The organism is Burkholderia sp. SRS-25, assembly GCF_004343765.1.
GTDB lineage: Bacteria > Pseudomonadota > Gammaproteobacteria > Burkholderiales > Burkholderiaceae > Burkholderia > Burkholderia contaminans.
In genome coordinates, this window is the sequence record NZ_PTXM01000005.1 from 84,850 (window position 1) to 106,836 (window position 21,987).

At 67.6% G+C, this 21,987-nt stretch carries 15 protein-coding genes; 14 read left to right on the forward strand and 1 reads right to left on the reverse strand.

Features of this window, described 5'->3' with window-relative positions; genetic code table 11:
• The first annotated feature begins 205 nt into the window (after positions 1-205).
• The 9 genes from C5O79_RS07015 to C5O79_RS07055 all read left to right on the forward strand — a co-directional run bounded on the left by C5O79_RS07015 (position 206) and on the right by C5O79_RS07055 (position 15,663).
• Entirely contained in the window at positions 206-2,989 is a 2,784-nt protein-coding gene (locus C5O79_RS07015; RefSeq protein ID WP_046545775.1) for a TonB-dependent receptor, read from the forward strand.
• Positions 2,990-3,226: 237 nt separating this feature from the next.
• A complete protein-coding gene (locus C5O79_RS07020) occupies positions 3,227-5,149 on the forward strand; it encodes an extracellular solute-binding protein (RefSeq protein ID WP_122473962.1) in 1,923 nt (640 codons plus the stop codon).
• A gap of 13 nt (positions 5,150-5,162) precedes the next feature.
• Positions 5,163-6,212: an ABC transporter permease subunit gene (locus C5O79_RS07025; RefSeq protein WP_046545774.1), complete on the forward strand. Its 1,050-nt coding sequence runs from the start codon at positions 5,163-5,165 to the stop codon at positions 6,210-6,212.
• Positions 6,166-7,278 (forward strand): ABC transporter permease, encoded by a 1,113-nt coding sequence (locus C5O79_RS07030; RefSeq protein ID WP_122473961.1) that lies wholly within the window; start codon positions 6,166-6,168, stop codon positions 7,276-7,278. The genes C5O79_RS07025 and C5O79_RS07030 overlap by 47 nt, the downstream gene beginning before the upstream one ends.
• Positions 7,278-8,921: a dipeptide ABC transporter ATP-binding protein gene (locus C5O79_RS07035; protein ID WP_131931297.1), complete on the forward strand. Its 1,644-nt coding sequence runs from the start codon at positions 7,278-7,280 to the stop codon at positions 8,919-8,921. Before C5O79_RS07030 ends, C5O79_RS07035 begins: the two co-directional genes overlap by 1 nt.
• Positions 8,914-10,365, forward strand: a complete 1,452-nt coding sequence (locus C5O79_RS07040) for a TldD/PmbA family protein (protein ID WP_122473959.1) — start codon at positions 8,914-8,916, stop codon at positions 10,363-10,365. The genes C5O79_RS07035 and C5O79_RS07040 overlap by 8 nt, the downstream gene beginning before the upstream one ends.
• Positions 10,365-11,726: a metallopeptidase TldD-related protein gene (locus C5O79_RS07045; protein ID WP_122473958.1), complete on the forward strand. Its 1,362-nt coding sequence runs from the start codon at positions 10,365-10,367 to the stop codon at positions 11,724-11,726. The genes C5O79_RS07040 and C5O79_RS07045 overlap by 1 nt, the downstream gene beginning before the upstream one ends.
• Before the next feature lie 21 nt (positions 11,727-11,747).
• Positions 11,748-14,909, forward strand: a complete 3,162-nt coding sequence (locus C5O79_RS07050) for a multidrug efflux RND transporter permease subunit (protein WP_122473957.1) — start codon at positions 11,748-11,750, stop codon at positions 14,907-14,909.
• A 106-nt stretch (positions 14,910-15,015) separates the two neighbouring features.
• Complete coding sequence (locus C5O79_RS07055; protein ID WP_122473956.1) at positions 15,016-15,663, forward strand: glutathione S-transferase; 648 nt, start codon at positions 15,016-15,018, stop codon at positions 15,661-15,663.
• Between the two features lie 225 nt (positions 15,664-15,888).
• On the opposite strand, the gene C5O79_RS07060 is transcribed toward C5O79_RS07055, so the two are convergent.
• On the reverse strand, positions 15,889-16,902 hold the full coding sequence (locus tag C5O79_RS07060; protein WP_046545767.1) for a hypothetical protein: 1,014 nt from the start codon (positions 16,900-16,902) through the stop codon (positions 15,889-15,891).
• A 431-nt stretch (positions 16,903-17,333) separates the two neighbouring features.
• On the opposite strand from C5O79_RS07060, the gene C5O79_RS07065 reads away from it, so the two are divergent.
• Genes C5O79_RS07065 through C5O79_RS07085 form a run of 5 tightly spaced genes read left to right on the forward strand, consistent with a single transcriptional unit; the run spans position 17,334 to position 21,981 of the window.
• Positions 17,334-18,473 carry an acyl-CoA dehydrogenase family protein gene (locus C5O79_RS07065; RefSeq protein WP_122473955.1) on the forward strand — a complete coding sequence of 380 codons (1,140 nt, stop codon included), beginning with the start codon at positions 17,334-17,336 and terminating at the stop codon, positions 18,471-18,473.
• A gap of 49 nt (positions 18,474-18,522) precedes the next feature.
• A complete protein-coding gene (locus tag C5O79_RS07070; RefSeq protein ID WP_039364054.1) occupies positions 18,523-19,425 on the forward strand; it encodes a CoA ester lyase in 903 nt (300 codons plus the stop codon).
• Between the two features lie 8 nt (positions 19,426-19,433).
• The gene (locus C5O79_RS07075; protein WP_039364055.1) at positions 19,434-20,087 is read left to right on the forward strand and encodes a pyridoxal 5'-phosphate synthase; all 654 of its coding nucleotides are present in this window, start codon (positions 19,434-19,436) and stop codon (positions 20,085-20,087) included.
• Positions 20,078-21,343, forward strand: coding sequence for a cystathionine beta-lyase (metC, locus tag C5O79_RS07080; protein ID WP_236862286.1), 1,266 nt, complete (start codon positions 20,078-20,080; stop codon positions 21,341-21,343). Before C5O79_RS07075 ends, metC begins: the two co-directional genes overlap by 10 nt.
• Positions 21,337-21,981, forward strand: coding sequence for a glutathione S-transferase (locus C5O79_RS07085; protein ID WP_089445687.1), 645 nt, complete (start codon positions 21,337-21,339; stop codon positions 21,979-21,981). The genes metC and C5O79_RS07085 overlap by 7 nt, the downstream gene beginning before the upstream one ends.
• The last annotated feature ends 6 nt before the right edge of the window (positions 21,982-21,987 follow it).

Below are 21,987 nucleotides of genomic sequence, written 5' to 3' on the forward strand. Positions count from 1 at the left end.
GTAGGTGTTTAGCATGTCGAATCAAAATAGAAAGAAACGGTGACGCTGGATGGTGCGGGTGACCCGAGGCTGATCCGTTCGAGTCGTGGCAGTCGAAAGCGTGGCAATCGCGGGTTCCGGTACACGGGCACCCAGGACGCGCAAGGAATTCACAAGGTTCCGGCGCACAGCAGGTGGGGTCTTACTACGAGCGAGAGGGAACAAAATGAAGCAGAGAGTGTTGGCGTTGGCCATCAAGAGGATAGTCTGGGCGGAACTCGCGCTGACGGCCGTACTGGCGCCGCCGGCGTTCGCCCAGAGCCAGCCGGCGCCGGGCGCCGTCGCGATCGCGGATGCGGTCGCGAGCGGCGCGCCCGTGACCGTTGCACAGGCGGGCGGCACGGCGGGTGCTACCGCGAGCACCGCAGCGCCCGCGGCGCCTGATGCGTCGGCCGACGCGACGCCTGCCGCACCCGCCGCGGACGGGCAGGGCAAGGTCGCGCAGATCAAGCGGTTCGAAGTGACGGGCTCGCTGATCCGGCAAGCCGACAAGACGGGCTTCCAGCAGGTGCAGACGATCACGCCGAAGGAAATCCAGGCCAGCGGCGCGGTGACCGTCGCCGACTTCCTGCGCGATGCGGCAGCCAACTCGGCGAACAGCTGGGGCGAAGGGCAGTCGGGCAACTTCGCGGCCGGCGCGGCCGGCATTGCACTGCGCGGCCTCTCGGAGAAGTACACGCTCGTGTTGGTCGACGGCCAGCGCGTCGCGCCGTATGCGTTCTTCTCGAACAGCGTCGATTCGTTCTTCGACCTCAACACGATCCCGCTCAACGACATCGAACGGATCGAAATCGTGAAGACGGGCGCCGTGTCGCAGTACGGTTCGGACGCGATCGGCGGTGTCGTCAACATCATCACGAAACACAATTTCCGCGGCCTGCAGCTCGACGGCAGCCTCGGCAGCGCGATCAACGCCGGCAACGGCGACGGCACGATGAAGTTCGGCGTGCTCGGCGGCTTCGGCGACCTGAACGCCGACCGCTTCAACGTGACGGCCGCGCTCAGCTACTACAAGTCGAACGGCTTCACGCTGGCCGACCGTGATTCCACGCGCAACCAGGACTTCACGGGCAAGCCGGGCGGCTTCTCGCTGCTCGCGCCGTCCTACTGGAACATGCCCGACGGCAGTGCGCAGGCGCTGAACGGCGGCTGCCCGTTCGGCGGCTCGGTTCGTCCGGCCGCGTCGAATTCGCTGTCGGCCGGGTTGCCGGGCACCGTCTGCGGGTACAACACGGCCGAAAGCACGTCGATCCTGCCGATGACCGAGCGCCTGAACGCGAAGCTCCATGGTGACTTCAAGATCGACGACAAGACGACCGCGTTCGCGGATTTCCTCGAGAGCTACAACACGACCACGACCAACGACGGCCTGTGGAACAACGTGATCGGCAACTCGCAGAACCCGGCGCTCGTCTGGAATCCGCAGACGAAGCTGCTGTCGCCGTTCAACTACACGGTGCCGGTCAGCAACCCGTACAACACGACGGGCGCGGCCACGCCGCTCACCTACGCGTTTCCGAACACGGTCGCGCAAAAGACCTGGGCCAACTACTGGCGGGCGGCCGCCGGCATCAAGGGCTCGTTCACGCTGCCGTACGGCGACTGGGACTGGGCGACGTCGGTCAGCCATTCGCAGAGCACGGTGTCGAACGTGTTCACGAACCAGCTGAACGTGAATGCGCTGAACAACATCTACCAGAACGGCACGCTGAATTTCGCGAACCCGGCCGCGACGCCGAACGCGTTCAACGGGCTGTTCCAGGAAGCGAACAACCTCGGCATTTCGAAGCTCGACACGATCGATGCGACGCTGTCGACGCCGAACCTGTTCCATCTGCCGGCCGGCGACGTCGGCATCGGCTTCGGTGCTCAGTTCACGCACCAGAGCGAAATGCTGACGCCGGGATCCGAGTACCTGAGCGGGGCCGTCATCTCACCGGACCTCGAGACGGTGGATGGCCAGCGCAACGTTGCGGCCATCTATTACCAGATCAACATACCGATCATCGAGAACCTGACGTTCAGCCAGGCAGGCCGCTACGATCACTACACCGACGTGGGCGGCGCTTTCTCGCCGCGCTTCGCGTTGCGGTACCAGCCGATCAAGGCGCTCACGTTGTATACGTCGTACAACCGCGGCTTCCGCGCGCCGACCTTCGTCGAGGACAGCAAGTCGCAGACGCTCGGCATCCAGGTCGATCCGGCCACCGGCCAGAACTACACGTCGATCACCGTCGGCAACCCGAACCTCGCGCCGGAGCGCACGCGCAACCTCAATATCGGCTTCCAGGTGTCGCCGAGCCGTTACACCGACCTCGGCTTCGACTGGTACAAGATCCGCATCGACAACGTGATCGGCCAGGGCAAGCCGTCGCAGGTCGTGACCGACCCGACGACCGGCCAACTGCTGTACAAGGTGATTCCGTACCAGAACCTCGGCTACCTCGACACGAACGGCTTCGAAGGCACGTTCCGCCAGGGCCTGCCGCTGAAGGGCTGGGGCACGATTACGCTGTCGGGCGACTGGGCTTACGTCAACAGCTACAAGATCGGCTTCCCGGGCGCCGCGCCGATCAACGGCGCGGGCAACAACTTCACGATCACGCAGCCGTTCGGCGGCAGCTTCCCGCGCTGGCGCGGCAACACGACGCTGGACTGGAACTACCGGAAGTTCGATGCGGCGCTGACGTGGCAGTTCACGGGCCCGTACGCGCAGAACCTGATGCCCGAGCCGAGCAAGGTCGGTTCGTACAGCCAGTTCAACCTGATGGTGACGTACACGGGCTTCAAGAACTGGACGATCTACGGCGGCATCGACAACCTCTTCAACCGCACGCCGCCGTACGACCCGATCTTCGCGAACGGCACGCTGAGCCAGAGCGGGTACGACACGTCGGTGTACTCGTACATCGGCCGGTTCGCGCAGGTCGGCGCGACGTACAAGTTCTGATGGCGATCGCGATGCACTGACAGGTTTGGGACAGGCCGCTCCACGTCCACTACCCCCTTTTCGGGGCGGCCTTTTTTCACCTGGCGCCACGACGGCCCGCGACCGGGACGCGCGGCGGTGCAGTTCATCCGATCGTGACAGTACGAACCATCCGCGGGACGCGGCCGTATGCGGCGTCCGGCACGGGCATCGATTGCGCGCAGGCTTCACACCCGCACGCTTCCGGACAGACTGACCATGAGACTGTTGAATGGGCGACGGGCACGCGTGCCGCGCCACTCGCACCTGACGCGCACGCACGGGCGGATGCGCACCGCCACGCGCGCCGCGCTGCTCGCGTGCGCCGTGTGGCTCGTATCGGGCGGCGTCATGCCGCAGGCCGCGCTCGCGGTGCCGGCGATTTCGCAATACGACCAGCCGAAGTATCCGCCGGGCTTCACGCATTTCGACTACGCGAATGCGGATGCGCCGGACAGCGGCACGCTCCAGTTCGAAAACTACGATGAAGCGCAGAGCTACGATTCGCTGAACCCGTTCCTCGTGCGCGGCTCGCCCGCACCGGACATCAAGAACCTGATGTTCGACACGCTGATGCAGCGCAGCTGGGACGAGCTCGCATCCGAATACGCGCTGATCGCCGACGACGTCGACATCGCGCCCGACGGGCTGTCGGCGACGTTCCGCATCAACCCGGCCGCACGCTTCTCGAACGGCGACCCGATCACCGCGGCCGACGTCAAATATTCGTTCGACACGCTGACGAGCCCGCAGGCGTCGCCGCTGTACAACGCGCAGTTCGCGATCATCAAGCGCGCGGTGGTGATCGACGGCCACACGGTGCGCTTCGAATTCAAGCACGCGGAGCGCGACGCCGCGCTGATCGCGGGCGACCTGCCGGTGTTCTCGCCGAAATGGGGGCAGCGCGCGGACGGCACGCGACCGCCGTTCGACCAGATCGCGAACGTGCCGCCGATCGCGAGCGGCGCGTACCTGATCGACCAGCGCAGGAACGACAAGCAGATCAGCTACGTGCGCAACCCGCACTACTGGGCAGCGAACCTGCCGTCGCGACGCGGCATGTTCCGCTTCGCGCACGTGTCGTTCAAGCTGTACCTGGATCAATACACGGCGCTCGAAGCGTTCAAGGCCGGCGACATCGACGCGCGCATGGAATACAGCGCGACGCAGTGGGCGCGCAAGTACGTCGGCAAGAATTTCCGCAACGGCATGCTGAAGCGCGGCGAGTTTCCCGACGGCCCCGCGCAGATGCAGGGCTTCCTGATGAACATGCGCAAGCCGATGTTCCAGGACGTGAGGGTGCGGCATGCGCTCGCGCTGGCGTTCGATTTCGACTGGATGAGCCGGATGATGTTCTACGGGCAGTATCGCCGCACCAACAGCTTCTGGGAGGCGAGCCCGTTCGCGGCATCGGGCATGCCGAGCGAGAAGGAACTTGCGCTGCTCGAACCGTTCCGTTCGACGCTGCCGCCCGAGGTGTTCGGCCCGATGGTCCGGCAGCCGTCGACGCTGCCGCCGAACTCGCTGCGCGCGAACCTGAAGGAGGCGCGCGACCTGCTCGCGCAGGCCGGGTGGCATTACCGCGACGGCGCGCTGCGCGACGCGAACGGCACGCCGATGACGATCGAGATCATCGACGACCAGCCCGGCATGGACCGCCTGATCCTGCCGTACACGCAGGCGCTCGCGATGCTCGGCATTCAAGCCTACCTGCACGAGATCGACAGCGCGGTCTACCTGAAGCGGCTCGACAATTTCGAGTACGACATGACGACGTACATCTACCTGCCCGTGACGATTCCGGGCGCGGAGCTCACGCGCCGCTTCGGCAGTGCGGCCGCGTCGCAGCCGGGCTCCGAGAACTATCCTGGCGTGAAGTCGAAGGCGGTCGATGCGCTGATCCGTGCGGCGCTCGCAGCCGACACGCTCGACGACCTCGAGACGGCCACGCACGCGCTCGACCGCGTGCTGATCAACCTGTACGCGCTGATCCCGCAGTACTACCTGCCGAATGCACGGATCGCGTACAAGGCGACGCTCGGCCACCCGGCGATCGTGCCGGACTCCTATCAATACGAAGACTGGATCATCGACTACTGGTACGTGAAGCAACCGGCGGCGAAACCCGCGCCGGCCGCCTGACGGAGGAACGACGATGCTGGCATACATACTCAGGCGATTGCTGCTGATGATCCCGACGCTGATCGGCGTGGTGACGATCACGTTCGCGGTCACGCAGTTCGTGCCGGGCGGCCCGGTCGAACAGGTGCTCGCGCAGTTGCGCCACGGCAGCGCGCGCGGCGGGGAGGCGGGCGGCGCAGGCGGCTACCACGGCAGCCAGGGCGTCGACCCGCAGCAGATCGAGCAGATCCGCAAGCAGTTCGGCTTCGACAGGCCGCCGCTCGAACGCTACGTGCTGATGCTGAAAAGCTATGCGACGTTCGATCTCGGCCAGTCCTATTTCGCGCACCGCAGCGTGTGGGCGGTGATCCGCTCGAAGCTGCCGGTGTCGATCACGCTCGGGATGTGGACGGTGATCCTCACGTACATGGTGTCGGTGCCGCTCGGCATCGCGAAGGCAGTGCGCAACGGGTCGCGGTTCGACACCGTGACGAGCGTGCTGGTGCTGGCCGGCTACGCGGTGCCGGGCTTCGTGCTCGGCGTGCTGCTGCTGATGCTGTTCGGCGGCGGCACGTTCTGGCAGGTGTTCCCGATGCGCGGGCTCACGTCCGACAACTTCGACGACCTGACGTTGATCGGCAAGGCGCTCGATTATCTGTGGCACATCGTGATGCCGGTGACGGCGTCGGTCATCGGCAACTTTGCGATCGTCACGATCCTGACCAAGAACACGTTCCTCGAGGAAATCGGCCGCCAGTACGTGCTGACCGCGCGCGCGAAGGGCGCGCCGGAGCGCGACGTGCTGTGGAAACACGTGCTGCGCAATGCGGCGATCCCGTTGCTCACCGGGCTGCCGGCCGCGTTCGTCGGCGCGTTCCTGAACGGCAACCTGCTGATCGAGACGCTGTTCTCGCTCGACGGCATGGGGCAACTGTCGTACGACTCGGTGATCCGCCGCGACTATCCGGTCGTGCTCGGCTCGCTGTTCCTGTTCACGCTGATCGGCCTGCTGACCAAACTCATCGCGGATATCTGCTATGTTCTCGTCGACCCCCGTATCCAGTTCAACCGCCTGGACCACTGACCCGGCGTGCGCCGCGTGCGCGGCGTCGCCGTCACCGTGGCGGCGCACGTGGCTGCGCTTTCGCGCGCAGCCGCTCGGCTACTGGAGCCTCGTGATCTTCGCGGTGCTGTTCGCGCTCAGCCTCGGTGCGAACCTGCTGTCGAACGATCGGCCGCTGATCGTGCGCTACGACGGGCACTATTATTTCCCGATCGTGAAGGACTATCCGGAGACGGCGTTCGGCGGCGACTTTCCCGCGATGACGAATTATCTCGACCCGTATATCCGCACGAAGATCGAGTCGCACGGCAACTTCGCGGTCTATCCGCCGAACCGGTATCGCTACGACACGATCGACTATTTCGCGTCGCGGCCGTATCCGGCGCCGCCGTCGTCGAGCAATTGGCTCGGCACCGACCAGTTCGGGCGCGACGTGCTCGCGCGGCTGCTGTACGGGTTCCGGCTGTCGGTGCTGATGGCGTTCGCGCTGACGGTATCGGGCGTGCTGGTCGGGGTGCTGACGGGCGCGTTGCAAGGCTTCTACGGCGGCCGCACCGATCTGGTCGGGCAGCGCCTGATCGAGATCTGGAGCGCGCTGCCGGACCTGTACCTGCTGATCATTTTCGCGTCGATCTTCACGCCGTCGCTGTGGCTGCTGTTCATCCTGCTGTCGATGTTCGGCTGGCTCGTGCTGTCCGACTACGTGCGCGCCGAATTCCTGCGCAACCGCGCGCTCGACTACGTGAAAGCGGCGCGCACGATGGGGCTGACGAACGCGCGGATCATGTGGCGCCACGTGCTGCCGAACAGCCTCACGCCGGTGATCACGTTCCTGCCGTTCCGGATGAGCGCGGCGATCCTGTCGCTGACGAGCCTCGATTTCCTCGGCCTCGGCGTGCCGCCGCCGACCCCGAGCCTCGGCGAGCTGCTTCAGGAAGGCAAGAACAACCTGGATGCGTGGTGGATCTCGATCTCGGCGTTCGCGGCGCTGGTGGTGACGCTGCTGCTGCTCACCTTCATGGGCGATGCGCTGCGCAACGCGCTCGACACGCGCACGCGCGGTTCGGCATTCGGCGGAGGGCGGTGATGACGAGACCGTTGCTGCAGATCGACGGGTTTTCGGCGCATTTCGGCGCGACCGCGGCCGTACAGGACCTCAGCCTGTCGATCGGCCGCGGCGAGCGCGTGGCGCTCGTCGGCGAATCGGGGTCGGGCAAGAGCGTGACGGCGCTGTCGATCCTGCGGCTCGCGCAGCAGGCGACGCTGTCGGGGCGGATGCTGTTCGACGGCGAGGATCTGCTCGCGAAAACGGAGCAGCAGATGCGCGGGATTCGCGGCGCCGACATCGCGATGGTGTTCCAGGAGCCGATGACCGCGCTCAATCCGCTGTATACGATCGGCAAGCAGATCGCCGAGAGCCTGCGGCTGCACGAGGGGCTGCGCCCGGGTGATGCGCGCGAGCGCGGGATCGCGCTGCTGCGGCGCACCGGGATTCCGGAGCCGGAGCGGCGCATCGACAGTTTTCCGCATCAGCTGTCGGGCGGGCAGCGGCAACGCGCGATGATCGCGATGGCGCTGGCGTGCCGGCCGCGCTTGCTGCTGGCAGACGAGCCGACCACCGCGCTCGACGTGACGGTGCGCCAGCAGATCGTCGACCTGTTGATCGAGCTGCAGGAGCAGGAGGCCGCCGCGCGCGGGATGGCGGTGCTGCTGATCACGCACGACCTGAACCTCGTGCAGCGCTTCGCGCAGCGCGTGGCCGTGATGGAGAAAGGCGTGCTGGTGGAGACCAACACGACCGCCGCGCTGTTCGCGGCGCCGCAGCATCCGTATACGCGCCGGCTGCTCGACAGCGCGCCGCAACGGGCGGTCGAGCCGGTTGCCGCCGGCGCGCAGACGATCCTCGACGTGCAGCACCTTGCCGTCGACTACCGCATCGCGGCAAAGGGCTGGCGCTCGGTGCTCGGCAAGACGACGTTCCGCGCCGTGCACGACGTGCAGCTGAGCCTGAAGCGGGGCGAAACGCTCGGGATCGTCGGCGAGTCGGGCTCGGGGAAATCGACGCTCGCGTCCGCCGTGCTCGGCCTGCAGCGGCCGGCGTCGGGGGGGATCGAGATCGACGGAATGCCGCTGGCGTCGCTGCGCACGACGCAGGGCCGGCGCGCGCTGTACGGGCGCATGCAGGTGGTGTTCCAGGATCCGTTCGGCTCGCTGTCGCCGCGCATGACGGTCGAGCAGATCGTCGGCGAGGGGCTGGGCGTGCACCGGCCGCAGGTGGCCGGCGACGCGCGGCGGGCGCGGATCGCCGCGCTGCTGCAGGAGGTGGGCCTGCCGCCCGAGGCGATGCTGCGCTATCCGCACGAGTTCTCCGGCGGGCAGCGGCAGCGGATCGCGATCGCGCGGGCGCTGGCGGTGGAGCCGGAACTGCTGGTGCTCGACGAGCCGACGAGCGCGCTCGACGTGTCGATCCAGAAGCAGGTGCTGAATCTGCTGACGAATCTTCAAAAGAAGTACAAACTCAGCTACCTGTTCATCACGCACGATCTGGCGGTGATGCGCGCGATGGCCCACCGGGTCATCGTGATGAAGGCAGGGCGCGTGGTCGAGGAGGGCGAGACGCTCGACGTGCTGCACGCGCCATCCCATCCGTATACGCGGGCGCTGCTCGCGTCGTCCATGCCGGCGCCGGTGCGCGGCCCGCAGGAGAGGCAAGAGAGAACCGATGATTGACGAGAACCGGGCGCCGGGCGCCCGAGCCGTGCAGGCGGCGCAGGCGCTGCGCAGCGACGCCGATTTCTGGTCGCTGCGCATCGTCGACGAGACGATCGACGAACACGCGGTGCGCAACGACGTCGCGCAGCCATTTTCGCGCACGCGCGAGCGCGGTGCGATGCTGACGGCCTGGGCCGGCACGGGCGCGGGTTATGCGGCGACGCCCGACCTGTCGCCGGCCGGGCTGCAGGCGGCGCTCGATATCGCAACCGCGCGGGCACGGGCCAGCGCGCCTTGGGCGCTGGTCGATCATCGCCAGGCCGCGCGTCCGCAGGCGAGCGGCACCTACGCGTCGCCCGATGTCGACGCGGCGCTGCCGTCGCGCGCGGAATGGATCGAGCGTCTCGCGCACGAATGCGCGGCGGCGAACCTCGGCGCGCGCATCGTCGAGCGTTCGGCGAGCGTGATGATCGTGCACACCGAGCAGTGTTACGTGACGAGCGACGGCGTGCGGATCGACCAGCGCTTCCGCTTCCTGATGCCCGAGCTGCAGGCCGTCGCGCATGGCGACGGCGACACGCAGACGCGCTCGCTCGGTCAGTCGGGCACGCTGGCGCAGGGCGGTATCGACGTGCTGGCGCGCTACGGCTTCGACGGCGCCGGCGTTCGTGTGGCCGACGAGGCGCTGCAGTTGCTCGCCGCGCCGAACTGCCCGACCGGCCGGCGCGACCTGCTGCTGATGCCGGACCAGATGATGCTGCAGATCCACGAGTCGATCGGTCATCCGCTCGAACTCGACCGGATTCTCGGCGACGAGCGCAACTTCGCCGGATCGAGCTTCGTCAGGCCGGAGATGGTCGGCCACTATCAATATGGCTCGCCGCTGCTGAACGTCACGTTCGATCCGGAGCCGACGGCCGAAGCCGCGTCCTACGCGTTCGACGACGACGGCACGCCCGCGCGCAAGCAGTACCTGATCCGCAACGGCGTGCTCGAACGGCTGCTCGGCGGGGCGCTGTCGCAGCAGCGCGCGGGCTTGCCGGGCGTGGCCAACTCGCGCGCGTCGAGCTGGAACCGCGCGCCGATCGACCGGATGGCGAACCTGAACGTCGAGCCCGGCGACCAGTCGCTCGATGCGCTGATCGCGGGCACCGAGCACGGGATCCTGATGCGCACCAACACGTCCTGGTCGATCGACGACCACCGCAACAAATTCCAGTTCGGCTGCGAATTCGGGCAACTGATCGAGAACGGCCGGCTCACGCAGGTCGTCAAGCGCCCGAACTACCGCGGCATCTCCGCGCAGTTCTGGCGCAGCCTGCGCGCGGTCGGCGACGCAAGCACGTTCGGCATCTACGGCACGCCGTACTGCGGGAAGGGCGAGCCTGCGCAGATCATTCGTGTCGGCCATGCCGCACCGGCCTGCGTGTTCGCCAGCGTCGACGTATTCGGAGGCGCGTGATGACGGGATTCGATCCGATGGCACGCCACGCCGGAATCGACTGGCACGCGTATTTCGCCCGGCTCGCCGACGACGCGCAACGGCTGACCGCACCGGCCGAAACCGTGCTGCTCGGCTTCTCCGGCGAAACGTCCGACTTCATCCGTTTCAATTGCGGCAGGATTCGCCAGACCGGGCGCGTCACGCAGGGGCGGCTGTCCGTGCGGCTCATCGACGGCGCACGGCAGGCCCACTCGGCACTGACTGTCTGCGGCGATCCGGCGGCCGACCTGCGCGAGCTGGCGGACGCGCTCGCCGTGCTGCGCGACGGCCTGCGCGATGCGCAGGACGATCCGCACCTGCTGTTCGATACCTCGTCGTGGGTGCAGGAAACGCGCCGCACCGGGCGCCTGCCGAATGCGGACGGGCTCGCGCGTATCGTGGCCGAATGCGCGCGCGGGCTCGACTTCGTCGGCTTTTACGCGGGCGGCACGCTGGCGCGCGGCTTCGCGTCGTCGACCGGCAGCCGCGGCTGGTACGAGGTCGAGAACTTCAACTTCAGCTGGTCGCTGTACGACCCGAGCGGCCGCGCGATCAAGACCGTCCATGCGGGCGACGACTGGCGCGATGCGGCATTCGCGGCCAAGGTGGACGCGGCCGCCGCGCGGCTGCCCGTGCTCGGCCGCGCGCCGAAGGCGCTTGCGCCCGGGCGCTACCGCACGTATTTCGCGCCGGACGCCATTCACGAGATGACGAGCCTGCTCGGCTGGAGCGGCTTTTCGGCGCGCGCGGTGGCAAGCGCCCGCAGCCCGCTGCATCGCCTGTACGCCGGCGAGGTCGCGCTCGATCCGTGCGTGTCGATCACCGAGGATTTCACGCTGGGCATCGCACCGGCGTTCAACGCGGACGGCTACCGGCGCGACAGCGTGCCGCTCGTCGTCGAAGGGCGGGGCGCCGGGCAGCTCGTGTGCGCACGCACCGCGCGCGAGCAAGGGGGCACGCCGAACGGCGCGGACAACGGCGAATCGCCGCAGTCGCTGACGATCGCCGGCGGCACGCTCGCCGATGCCGACGTGCTGGCCGCGCTCGACACGGGGCTCTATGTCGGCAACCTCTGGTACCTGAACTTCTCCGACCCGATCGCATGCCGGATGACGGGGATGACGCGGTTCGCGACGTTCTGGGTCGAAGGCGGGCGCATCGTCGCGCCGGTCGACGCGATGCGGTTCGACGACAGCTTCTACCGGCTGTTCGGGTCGGAGCTCGAGCAGCTCGGCGCGGTGCCGGCGCTGCTCGCGAGCGACGACACGTACGGCGAGCGCGCCACCGGAGGCGCGCAGTTGCCGGGACTGCTCGCGCGTTCGTTCGAGCTCACGCTGTAGCGCGTTCGCCTCCACTCGCCGATGCCGTCATTCTTCATCGACCGTCCCGTCTTTGCGTGGATCGTCGCGCTCGCGATCGTCGTCGCGGGCGTGCTGGCCATTCCGCAGTTGCCGATCGCGCAGTATCCGCGCCTGGCGCCGCCGCGGGTCGTGATCACCGCGTCCTATCCGGGCGCGTCGACCGAGACGGTCGATGCCGACGTCGGCAGCATCATCGAGGAAAGCCTCGACGGCGCCGACGGGCTGCTGTACTACGAGACGAGCAGCGACGGCCACGGCAACCTCGAGATCGACGTGACGTTCGCGCCGAGCACCGATCCGGACATCGCGCTCGTCGACGTCAACAACCGGTTGAAGCAGGTCGAGCCGCGGCTGCCGCAGCAGGTCGTCCAGCAGGGGATCGGCGTGTTCAAGGCGGCGAACACGTTCCTGATGCTCGTCACGCTGACGTCGACCGACGGCACGCGCGATTCCGCGCAGCTCGGCGATTACCTGAACCGTTACGTGCTGCGCGAGCTGAAGCGCGCGCCGGGGGTGGGCGCGGCCGAGCTATGGGATGCCGACGAGGCGCTGCGGGTCTGGCTCGATCCGGTCAGGTTGCGCGAATACGATCTCGGCGCCGACGACGTGATCACGGCGATCAGCGCGCAGAACGCGACGGTCACGGCCGGTGCGATCGGCGATGCGCCGTTCGTGCGCGGCCAGCAGCTCACCGCGACGGTCGTGGTCAAGGGGCAGCTCACGTCGCCCGAGGAGTTCGGCCGGATCGTGCTGAAGTCGAAACAGGACGGCTCGGTGGTGCGCGTGGCCGATGTCGCGCGCGTCGAGATCGGCCGCGACGACTATTCGTTCTATTCGCGGCTGAACGGCCGGCCGGCCGCGACGGTCGGCATCCAGCTCGGCCCGCGCGGCAACGCGCTCGAAACGTCGACGGCGATCCGCGCGCGGCTCGCCGAGCTGTCGCGGACGCTGCCGCCGGGCGTCGCCGTCGAGATTCCGTTCGACGGTGCGCATTTCGTCAGGATCGCGATCCACGAAGTCGTGCTGACGCTCGTCGAGGCTGTCGTGCTGGTGTTCTGCGTGATGTGGCTGTTCCTGCGCGACCTGCGCTACACGCTGGTGCCGACCGTCGTGATTCCGGTCACGCTGATGGGCGCGTTCGTCGCGATGTGGGCGTTCGGGCTGTCGATCAACGTGTTCACGATGTTCGGCCTCGTGCTGGCGATCGGCATCCTGGTCGACGATGCGATCGTCGTCGTCGAGAGCGTGCACCGCGTGATGGAGCAGGGCGTGTCGCCGCGCGACGCCACGCGCCGGGCCATGAAGCGGATCGGCGGGGCGATCGTCGGCGTGACCGCGGTGCTGACCGCCGTGTTCGTGCCGATGGCGTTTTTCCCGGGCAGCGTCGGCGGCATCTACCGGCAGTTCGCGGTCGCGATGATCGCGTCGATGCTGGTGTCGTCGTTCATGGCGCTGTCGCTCACGCCCGCGCTGTGCGCGAACCTGCTGAAGCCGGTCGCGCGACACGATGGCGGCGCCGGCCGTGCGCGGCGACCCGGCATCGGCGCGCGCCTGGCCGACCGGTTCGGTGCGGCCTTCGCGCGTGCGGAAACCGGTTATCGTCGCGTTGCCGTGTTTGCGGTGCGCCGGACCGGCCTGGTCGTGGCTGTCTATGCGGCGCTCGTGATCGGGTGCGGGCTGCTGTACTGGATGATGCCGGGCGGCTTCCTGCCCACCGAGGACCAGGGGCAACTGCAGGTGATGATCCAGTTGCCGGCCGGCGCCACGCAGGCGCGCACGCTCGCGGTCGTCGAGCGGGTGGAGGCCATCATGCGCGGGGAGCCGGCGATTGCCAACGTGACGAGCGTGATCGGCTGGAGTTTCGTCGGCAGTGGGCAGAACGTCGGCATGGCGTTCGTGGAACTGAAGGACTGGGCGAAACGCGACGTCGATGCGATGGCATTGCGCGACCGGCTCAACGGGCGGTTCGGTGCGATCCTCGACGGCGACGTCGAGGCAGCGCTGCCGCCTTCGGTGCGAGGCATCGGGCATTCGGACGGCTTCACGTTCCGGCTCGAGGATCGCGGCGGGGTCGGGCTCGATGCGTTGAAGGCGGCCCGCGAGCAGCTTGCCGAGCGCGCGAAGGCGAGTCCGTTGCTCTCGGCCGTGCATTTCGAAGACCTGCCGGACGCGCCGCGGATCGAGCTCGATGTCGATCGCGCGAAGGCGTATGCGCTCGGCGTGCCGTTCGAGCGGATCGCGGGGCTGCTGGGCGGCACGTTCGGCTCGAACTACATCAACGACTTTCCGGCATCGGGCCGGATGCGGCGAGTGATCATCGAGGCTGATCCGGTCGCACGCGCGACCGATACGCAACTGATGGCGCTGACCGTGCCGAACCGCACCGGCGACATGGTGCCGCTGTCGGCCATCGCCGCGCCGCACTGGACGATCGGGCCGGTGATGCTGAACCGGTATAACGGCTATCCGTCGCTCGACATCAGCGGCCACGCGGCGACCGGCACGAGTTCGGGCGCGGCGATGGTGGAGATGGAGCGGCTTGCCGCTGCGCTGCCGGCCGGGATCGGCTTCGACTGGGTCGATGCGGCGCGCGAGGAGCAGGTCGCCGCGCGGCAGACGCCGCTGCTCGTCGGGCTGTCGGTGCTCGCGGTTTTCATGGCGCTGGCCGCGCTGTACGAAAGCTGGACGATTCCGCTGTCCGTGCTGACGATCGTGCCGCTCGGCATGATCGGCGCGATCGCGGCGGCGCTCGCGCGCGGGATGCCGAACGACGTGTACTTCAAGGTCGGGATGATTACCGTGGTCGGGCTGGCCGCGAAGAACGCGATCCTGATCGTGCAGTACGCGCGTGACCTGGCCGTGCACGGCGTGCCGTTGCGGCAGGCGGTAGTCGACGCGGCCGCTGCGCGATTCCGGCCGATCGTGATGACGTCGATGGCGTTCCTGCTGGGCGTCGTGCCGCTGGTGCTGGCGACGGGCGCGGGTGCGGAAAGCCGGCGGTCGATCGGCACGGGCGCGTTCGGCGGTGTGCTGGCGGCGACGGTGTTCGGGCTCGTGTTCGCGCCGGTGGCGTTTCGGGTCGTGGCGTCGGCTGGGCGACGGGGCCGGCGGGTGGCGGTGGGGAGGCGGGATGATCGGCAGGCGGAGACGGTGGGGGAGTGAGGTCGCTTCGACAGGTGATTTGCGAGCGTTGTGTTGAATAAATGCGGTTGCCGTACTGCCGGTTTACACACATTTCAATTCAAATTCAAAGAGACGAATTCAGACCATGTCCTATGTTCTGTATTACTCGCCCGGCGCGGCAAGCATGGCCGTGCACTGGATGTTGATCGAACTCGGCGTGCCGTTCGAAACGCGCCTCGTCGATATCGACACCGGGGCGCAGCATTCGCCGGAGTACCTGCGGTTGAATCCCGCGGGCCGAGTGCCGACGCTGGTCGTCGATGGCAAACCGCGGACCGAATCTGCCGCGTTGCTGATGCTGCTCGCCGAACGTCATCCGGAGCCGCGCCTGGCTCCGCATCCGGGCTCGCCTGAACGTGCCGAGTGGTTCGAGATGATGATCTATCTCGCCAATTCCGTCTTGCCGGCGATGCGAAACTGGTTCTATGCGGAGACGGATGGCGATCCGCGGTGTGCTGACATGGTGAAGGCTTTTTCGCAGGGGCAAGTCGAGGCGTCGATGGCGCATCTCGACGATCTGCTGTCCGATGGCCGTTCGTGTTTGATCAACGACCGGTTGAGCACGGTCGACTTCCTGGCGCTGATGCTCATGCGCTGGACACGCAACATGCCGCGCCCGGCGACGACTTGGCCGAATCTGACGCGCTATATTCACACGCTTCGCGCGATGCCGACATTCATTGAATTGAACGCGCGCGAAGGACTGACGGAGTGGATGAATCCGGTTTCATGAGCGTTTCGAAGGCGCTCGAAAGTGCGGCAGCGGTCGGTTGGGGGCTGCTTGCCGCTAGGTTTGGGGCTGAAATATTGTATTTGACATAATCAACATTATCACCGGAAAAATCGCGGGCTAAATAGAAGTGTCGCATCTGGGCAAAGTTGAAATGTCGTAGCTCGTGGGCCAACCTGGACTGATCACTATGAGCATGCGCGAGCTGGACCGCTTCAAGGTCATTCTCTAGAAATTGCGCGCCACGCCGACCATGAACATGTCCTGGTCCTTGTCGTTGCGGGTTGCGACACGATTGAAGCGCAAGCTCGCCGCCCAATCGTTCGTGATCTGATACGCCACTTGCGCGCTGAGCAACGCATTGAGTCGCGTGCTGCCCGAGGCATCGTTCCGATCCCGCGACAGATACGGGCCGACGCCTGCCGAAAGCGTCCATTTGCTCCTGATCGGCGCGACGTACCAGAGCTGCGCGGCCACGCCTCGCCGGCCGGCGACGCCATTGTTGCCTTCATAGACGAAGCTCGCCGAATAGGCCCACGCATTGCCGAGCGGCCGCTTGACTTCGACCATGTATCCCTTTTCGATCGGCACTTGAGGACGGTTCGTCTGCGACGTTCCGGCCCACACGCCGACCTGCGTCTTGCCGTCCGAAAACGCCGGGCCGGGATCGCCGCCGAAATCCGAGCCGATACCGAACAGCACCGCGTCGGAATTGAATCCGCCGATCATCTGAACGTGGTTGTACTGCAGCTTGAGGAAGAAGCGGTTGGGAACGACGTAATACCGCACCGCTGCCGACGCACGCACGCCCCAGCGCTTGTCATTGCGCGGCTGGTCGTCGACATGGGTCGTGTCCATGCTGAAATACGGGCCCGCCGAAAATTCGAGCGCCAGACGACTGCCGATCGGCCAACGAAACGAACCCAGGGCGGCAAAACCGTCACGGTGGTGATCCAGCGGATGCCCTTCGTTCATGTACGCGAGGTAGACCGACAGGTAATCGTTCAAGACGTCACCGAAGCCGACTTCGTACGCACGCCAATGCATGTCGCCACCCTCGGTCGCGCGTCCGTCGCCATACACCGCATACGCGTTGATCGTTCTTCCCGATGGTTTGAGTTCGCTCGGCGTACTCGAAGGACCCTCCTCGGCGTGCGCGTGTCCCGGGCACGCCAGTATTGTCAGACCAGCGATCGAGCTTGCGAGAACGAAGCGCGAACAGATGCGACGGCACTGTCCCATTTGGACACCCCCACCTTGGTAACCGCGATTTCCCGGAAACGCTGATAGCGATTATAGGCGGCGTCCGGTCAGGCGGCTGACGTGCACCGCATGCCGACATCGGGCGGCACATCGACGACGAAGCCATCGAGGATGCAACCGCTCGCCTGCGCGCCCGTCGTTCCCGCCAGGCGCGCGGCGATGTCCCAAACCGTTCGCAAAACGCGAGGCTGAGATGCGACACATCGTCGATCCCCGCCGCAACGCGACGCCTCCCCGTTTTTGTCTACCTAGATCAGCTTCGTGTCACACCCTCCCGATCCCGCCAAACCGCTCATTCACCCTGCAACTACCACTACTGCCAGTACCTCCTCCGTCCCTGCCCCCTTAACCTTGTCGGCATCGCTGGCGCGCCGTCGAAGGCCGCGCCGCTTCGACCGGAGACACGACAGATGCCATTTGACTGGACGCAGGAACAGCATGCGACGCTCGCGCGCTTTCGCGACATCGGCATGGAGATCGCCGCCGCGGAGCGCGACGTTCGCGCGCCGGCCGGATTCGATGAAGCCGGCTGGACCCGGCTGGGCCAGGAAGGACTGTGGGACATGATCGTGCCGGAAACGTATGGCGGTGACGGTCACGGCTGGTGGCATTTCTCCGCGGCGCTCGAAGGGCTTGCATCGTCGATCCGCCGCCCGGCGCTGCTGCTGTCGGTGATCGCTCAGGCCGGCATGGTACGCGCGCTCGAACGCTACGGCACCGCGGCCCAGCAGGACCGCTATTTCGGCGCGATCCTGCGCGGCGAACTGAGCGCGACGGCGATCGCCGAACCGGGCACCGGCACCGACGTGCGCAGCATCGCGACGAAGCTGGTCGAGCACGGCGACGGCTACCGGCTGACCGGCAGCAAATTCAACATCGCGCACGCGCCCCTCGCGCGCTTCGTCCTCGTCGTCACGCGCATCGAAACGCTTGGGCGACGCAACACCGCGCTCGTGATCGTCGATCGCGACCAGCCGGGCATGACGGTCGCCGAACCCGACCGCAAGCTCGGCCTCGACGACCTGCCGACCGGCGCGCTGCACTTCGACGACTGTCCGATTGCACGCGGCCAGTTGCTGGGCGAACCGGGCGCGGGGCTCGGCAACCTGATCGACATCATCTCGCTCGGCCGCCTGTATTACGGCCTCGTCGCCGCGCAGGTGACGGCGCCGTATCTGCGCGACGCGATCGACTATTGCCGCGACCGGCGCAGCTTCGACAGCACGATCGACACGCACCAGTACGTGCAGCGCCGCCTCGTCGACCTGCAGATCGGCATCGAGCGCGGCACCTGGCTCGCGCGCGGCGCACTCGCGCAGTTGCTGACGGATCACCCGCAAGCGCTGATGACCTGCTCGATCGCGAAGCTGGTCGGCGCGCAGGATCTCGTCGACGGCGCGCTCGGCCTCGTACGGCTGTACGGCAGCCTCGGCTACCAGGCCGGGCCGGTGGCCGCATTCGCGTCGGACGCACTGGGTTTCATGAGCGTCGGCGGCACCGAGGAAATGCATCGCAAGAACATCTTCAACCAGATGATGCGTGCCGGCTGAACGCCCGCGCCATCGATATGCGTACCACGCGCCCTACAGGAATCCACGCATGACAACGACCCACCGACGCCCTTCCCGCCTGCGCCGCTCCTGGCTGTTCCTCGCCGGCGCCGATCACGATGCGCTCGTCGAAGGCGCCGCGAGCGGCGCTGACGTCCTGATCCAGGAACTCGAAACCTTTACGCCGCCGGACCGCCGCCCGGCCGCGCGCGAACTCAGCGAGCGCGTGCTCGCGGGCTGGCGCGAGGCCGGCATCCTCGCGTCGGTGCGCGTGAACCCGCTCGATGCGGGCGGCATCGACGACCTGCGCGCCGCGATGCGCGGCCGGCCGGACATCGTGATGATGTCGTACGTCGCGACGCCCGAGCAGGTCGTCGCGCTCGACGAAGCGGTCACGCGGTTCGAGCGCGAATACGACATCGCGCCCGGCTCGACCGAACTGGTGCCGAACATCGAGACGACGCTCGGCCTCGTGAACACGATGGCGATCGCGCGGTCGAGCCCGCGCGTGTCGGCCGTGCTGGTCGCAACCGAGGACATGGTGGCCGACATGGCGGCCGAGCGCACCCGCGCGGGCCGCGAGCTCGACTATGTGCGTTCGCGCTTTCGGGTGGAATGCGCGGCGGTCGGCGTCACGGCGATCGACTGCCCGTACAGCTACGCCGACAACGAAGGCGCGGAACTCGACATGCGCGTGTCGCGCGGGCTGGGATACCAGGCCAAGGCGATCGTCAACGGGCAGTTCGTACCGGTCGTGAATCGCGTGCTGACGCCGACGGCCGACGAGGTCGCCCTCGCCCGCCGCGTGATCGATGCGTTCGACACCGCACGACGCGAATCCGGCGGCCGCCGCGTGGCCGCGGCTGTGGTCGACGGTTTCCTCGCGGAAGTCCCCGACTATCTCGCCGCGCATCGGCTGATCGCCCGTGCGACGCAATTCGGCATCGCCTGAGGCCCGCCATGGATACGATCGCCACGCGCCTGAAGGCGCTGAAAACCCTCGCGCACGCGGCGCCGCACGTTCCGGCCGAGGACTGGCCCGACACGCCGCAAGCGCAATTCGAACGCTGGCTCGACGAGGCCGTTGCCGCAGGCGCCGTCGAACCGCAGGTGATGACGCTGTCGACGGTCCGCCCCGACGGGCGGCCCGATGCGCGCTCCGTCGTACTGCTGAACGTCGACGCGCGCGGCTGGCATTTCGCGGCGAGCACGCGCAGCCCCAAGGGGCGCCAGATCGAAAACCGGCCGTTCGCCGCGCTGACGTTCTATTGGCCGGCGATCGCGAGCCAGGTCCGCCTGAGCGGCCCGGTCGAGCGGCTGCCGGCCGCCGAAGGCCGCGCGGATTTCGCGGGCCGCCCCGAGCGCTCGCGCGCGAGCATCCTGGCAGGCCGGCAAAGCGAGCGGCTCGACGATCCCGCCGACCTGACGCGCGCGATCGACGCGCAGCTCGCGCGGCTGGCCGCCGACCCTGCCCTCGTGTCGGACGACTGGCACCTGTACACGCTCGCGCCGGACGAAGCCGAATTCTGGCGTGCCGACAGCGCGCGCCGTTTCGCGCGGCAGGCGTACCGTCGGGCCGATCAGCGCTGGGAACGGTGCGCGCTATGGCCTTGAAGTCCGCCGCACATCCGTCGCAATCGGGCGGCACCTTGCAGACCGGAATCGACGATCGAATCGACGGCCGGATGCACGACGACACACGGCTCATGCACGCGGGCCGCGACAGCGCGGCCTGGCACGGCTTCGTCAATCCGCCCGTCTACCACGCGTCGACCGTGCTCAGCCCGACGGTGTCCGATCTGCTGAACCGCACGCAGCCGTATATCTACGGCCGCCGCGGCACGCCGACGACCGATGCGCTCGAGCGCGCGGTGACGAGCCTCGAAGGCGGCGCCGGCGCGGTGCTTTGCCCGTCGGGTTTGTCCGCGTGCACGCTCGCGCTGCTGTCGTGCCTGAAGCCCGGCGATCACCTGCTGATGACCGCGTCGGTCTACGGCCCGGTGCGCCATGCGTGCGAAGGCGTGCTCGCGCGGCTCGGCGTCGAGACGACCTGGTACGACGGCAGCACGCCCGTCGCAGCCGCATTCCGTGCGAACACGCGCGCGTTGTACATCGAGGTGCCGGGCTCCTACACGTTCGACATGCACGATATCCCGGCGCTCGTCCGGCTCGCGCAGGCGCACGACGCGCTGGTCATCGCGGACAACAGCTGGGCCACGCCGCTCTTCTTCCAGCCGCATGCGTTCGGCATCGACCTGTCGATCCAGGCCGGCACCAAGTATCTGGTCGGGCATTCCGACGCGATGCTCGGCTCCGTGTCGGCGAGCGAGCGCGCGTGGCCCGCGTTGAAGCAACTGCATGGCGATCTCGGGCTGTGTGCCGGCCCCGACGACGTCTATCTCGCGCTGCGCGGGTTGCGCACGCTCGGCGTGCGGTTGCGGCAGCACCAGCGCAATGCGCTCACGGTCGCGACCTGGCTCGCAGCACGCCCCGAAGTGCAGCGCGTGCTGTATCCGGCCCTGCCCGGCGACGACGGACATGCGCTGTGGCAGCGCGATTTTCGTGGTGCATCGGGGCTGTTCTCGATCGTGCTGCAGCCGGCACCGCGGCACGCGGTCGAAGCATTTCTCGACCCCCTCGCACTGTTCGGGCTCGGCTATTCGTGGGGCGGCTACGAGAGCCTCGCGCTGCCTTTCGAGCTGGACGCGCACGGCCTCGCGGCACGCTGGCCGGCCGACAGCCGCGGCGTGCGCCTGCATATCGGCCTCGAGGATCCGGACGACCTGATCGCCGATCTCGCGGCCGGTCTCGATCGCTATGCGGCGTGCGCGCAGCAGGCCACTGCCGGCGAGGATGCCGCGCGATGCTGACCGTCTGGGGCCGCCGCACGTCGTTCAACGTGCAGAAGGTGTTGTGGCTGATCGGCGAGCTGGGCGTGCCGTACCGGCACATCGCGGCCGGCGGCGAACACGGTTCGCTGCAGACGCCCGCATTCGCGGCGCTGAACCCGACCTGCCGGATTCCGGTGATCGACTGGGACGGCGACGTCGTGTGGGAGTCGCACACGATCCTGCGCTATCTCGCCGCGCGCGTGCCGAACAATCCGTTCTGGTGCCGCGACGCGTTCGCCCGCTCGCGCGCGGAGCGCTGGATGGACTGGTCGCAGACCGCGCTCGAGCCCGACGTGATGACCGGGCTGTTCTGGGCGCTCGTGCGAACGCCGCCAGAGCGGCGCGACGACGCGCTCGTGCGCGACAAGGCCGCGCGCAGCGCGACGCACTTCCAGTTGCTCGACCGCCTGCTGTCGACTCAACCCTTCCTTGGCGGCGCAACGCCGGGCCTGGCCGACATTCCGGCCGGCGCGACGCTGTTCCGCTATTTCGCGCTCGACGTCGAGCGGCCGCCGTTGCCGCACGTCGAGGCCTGGTATGCCCGCCTGTGCCGGCGGCCCGCCTATCGCGAGCAGGTGATGGTGTCGTTCGACGCGCTGCGCGGCCAGCCGGGCTGACGTCCA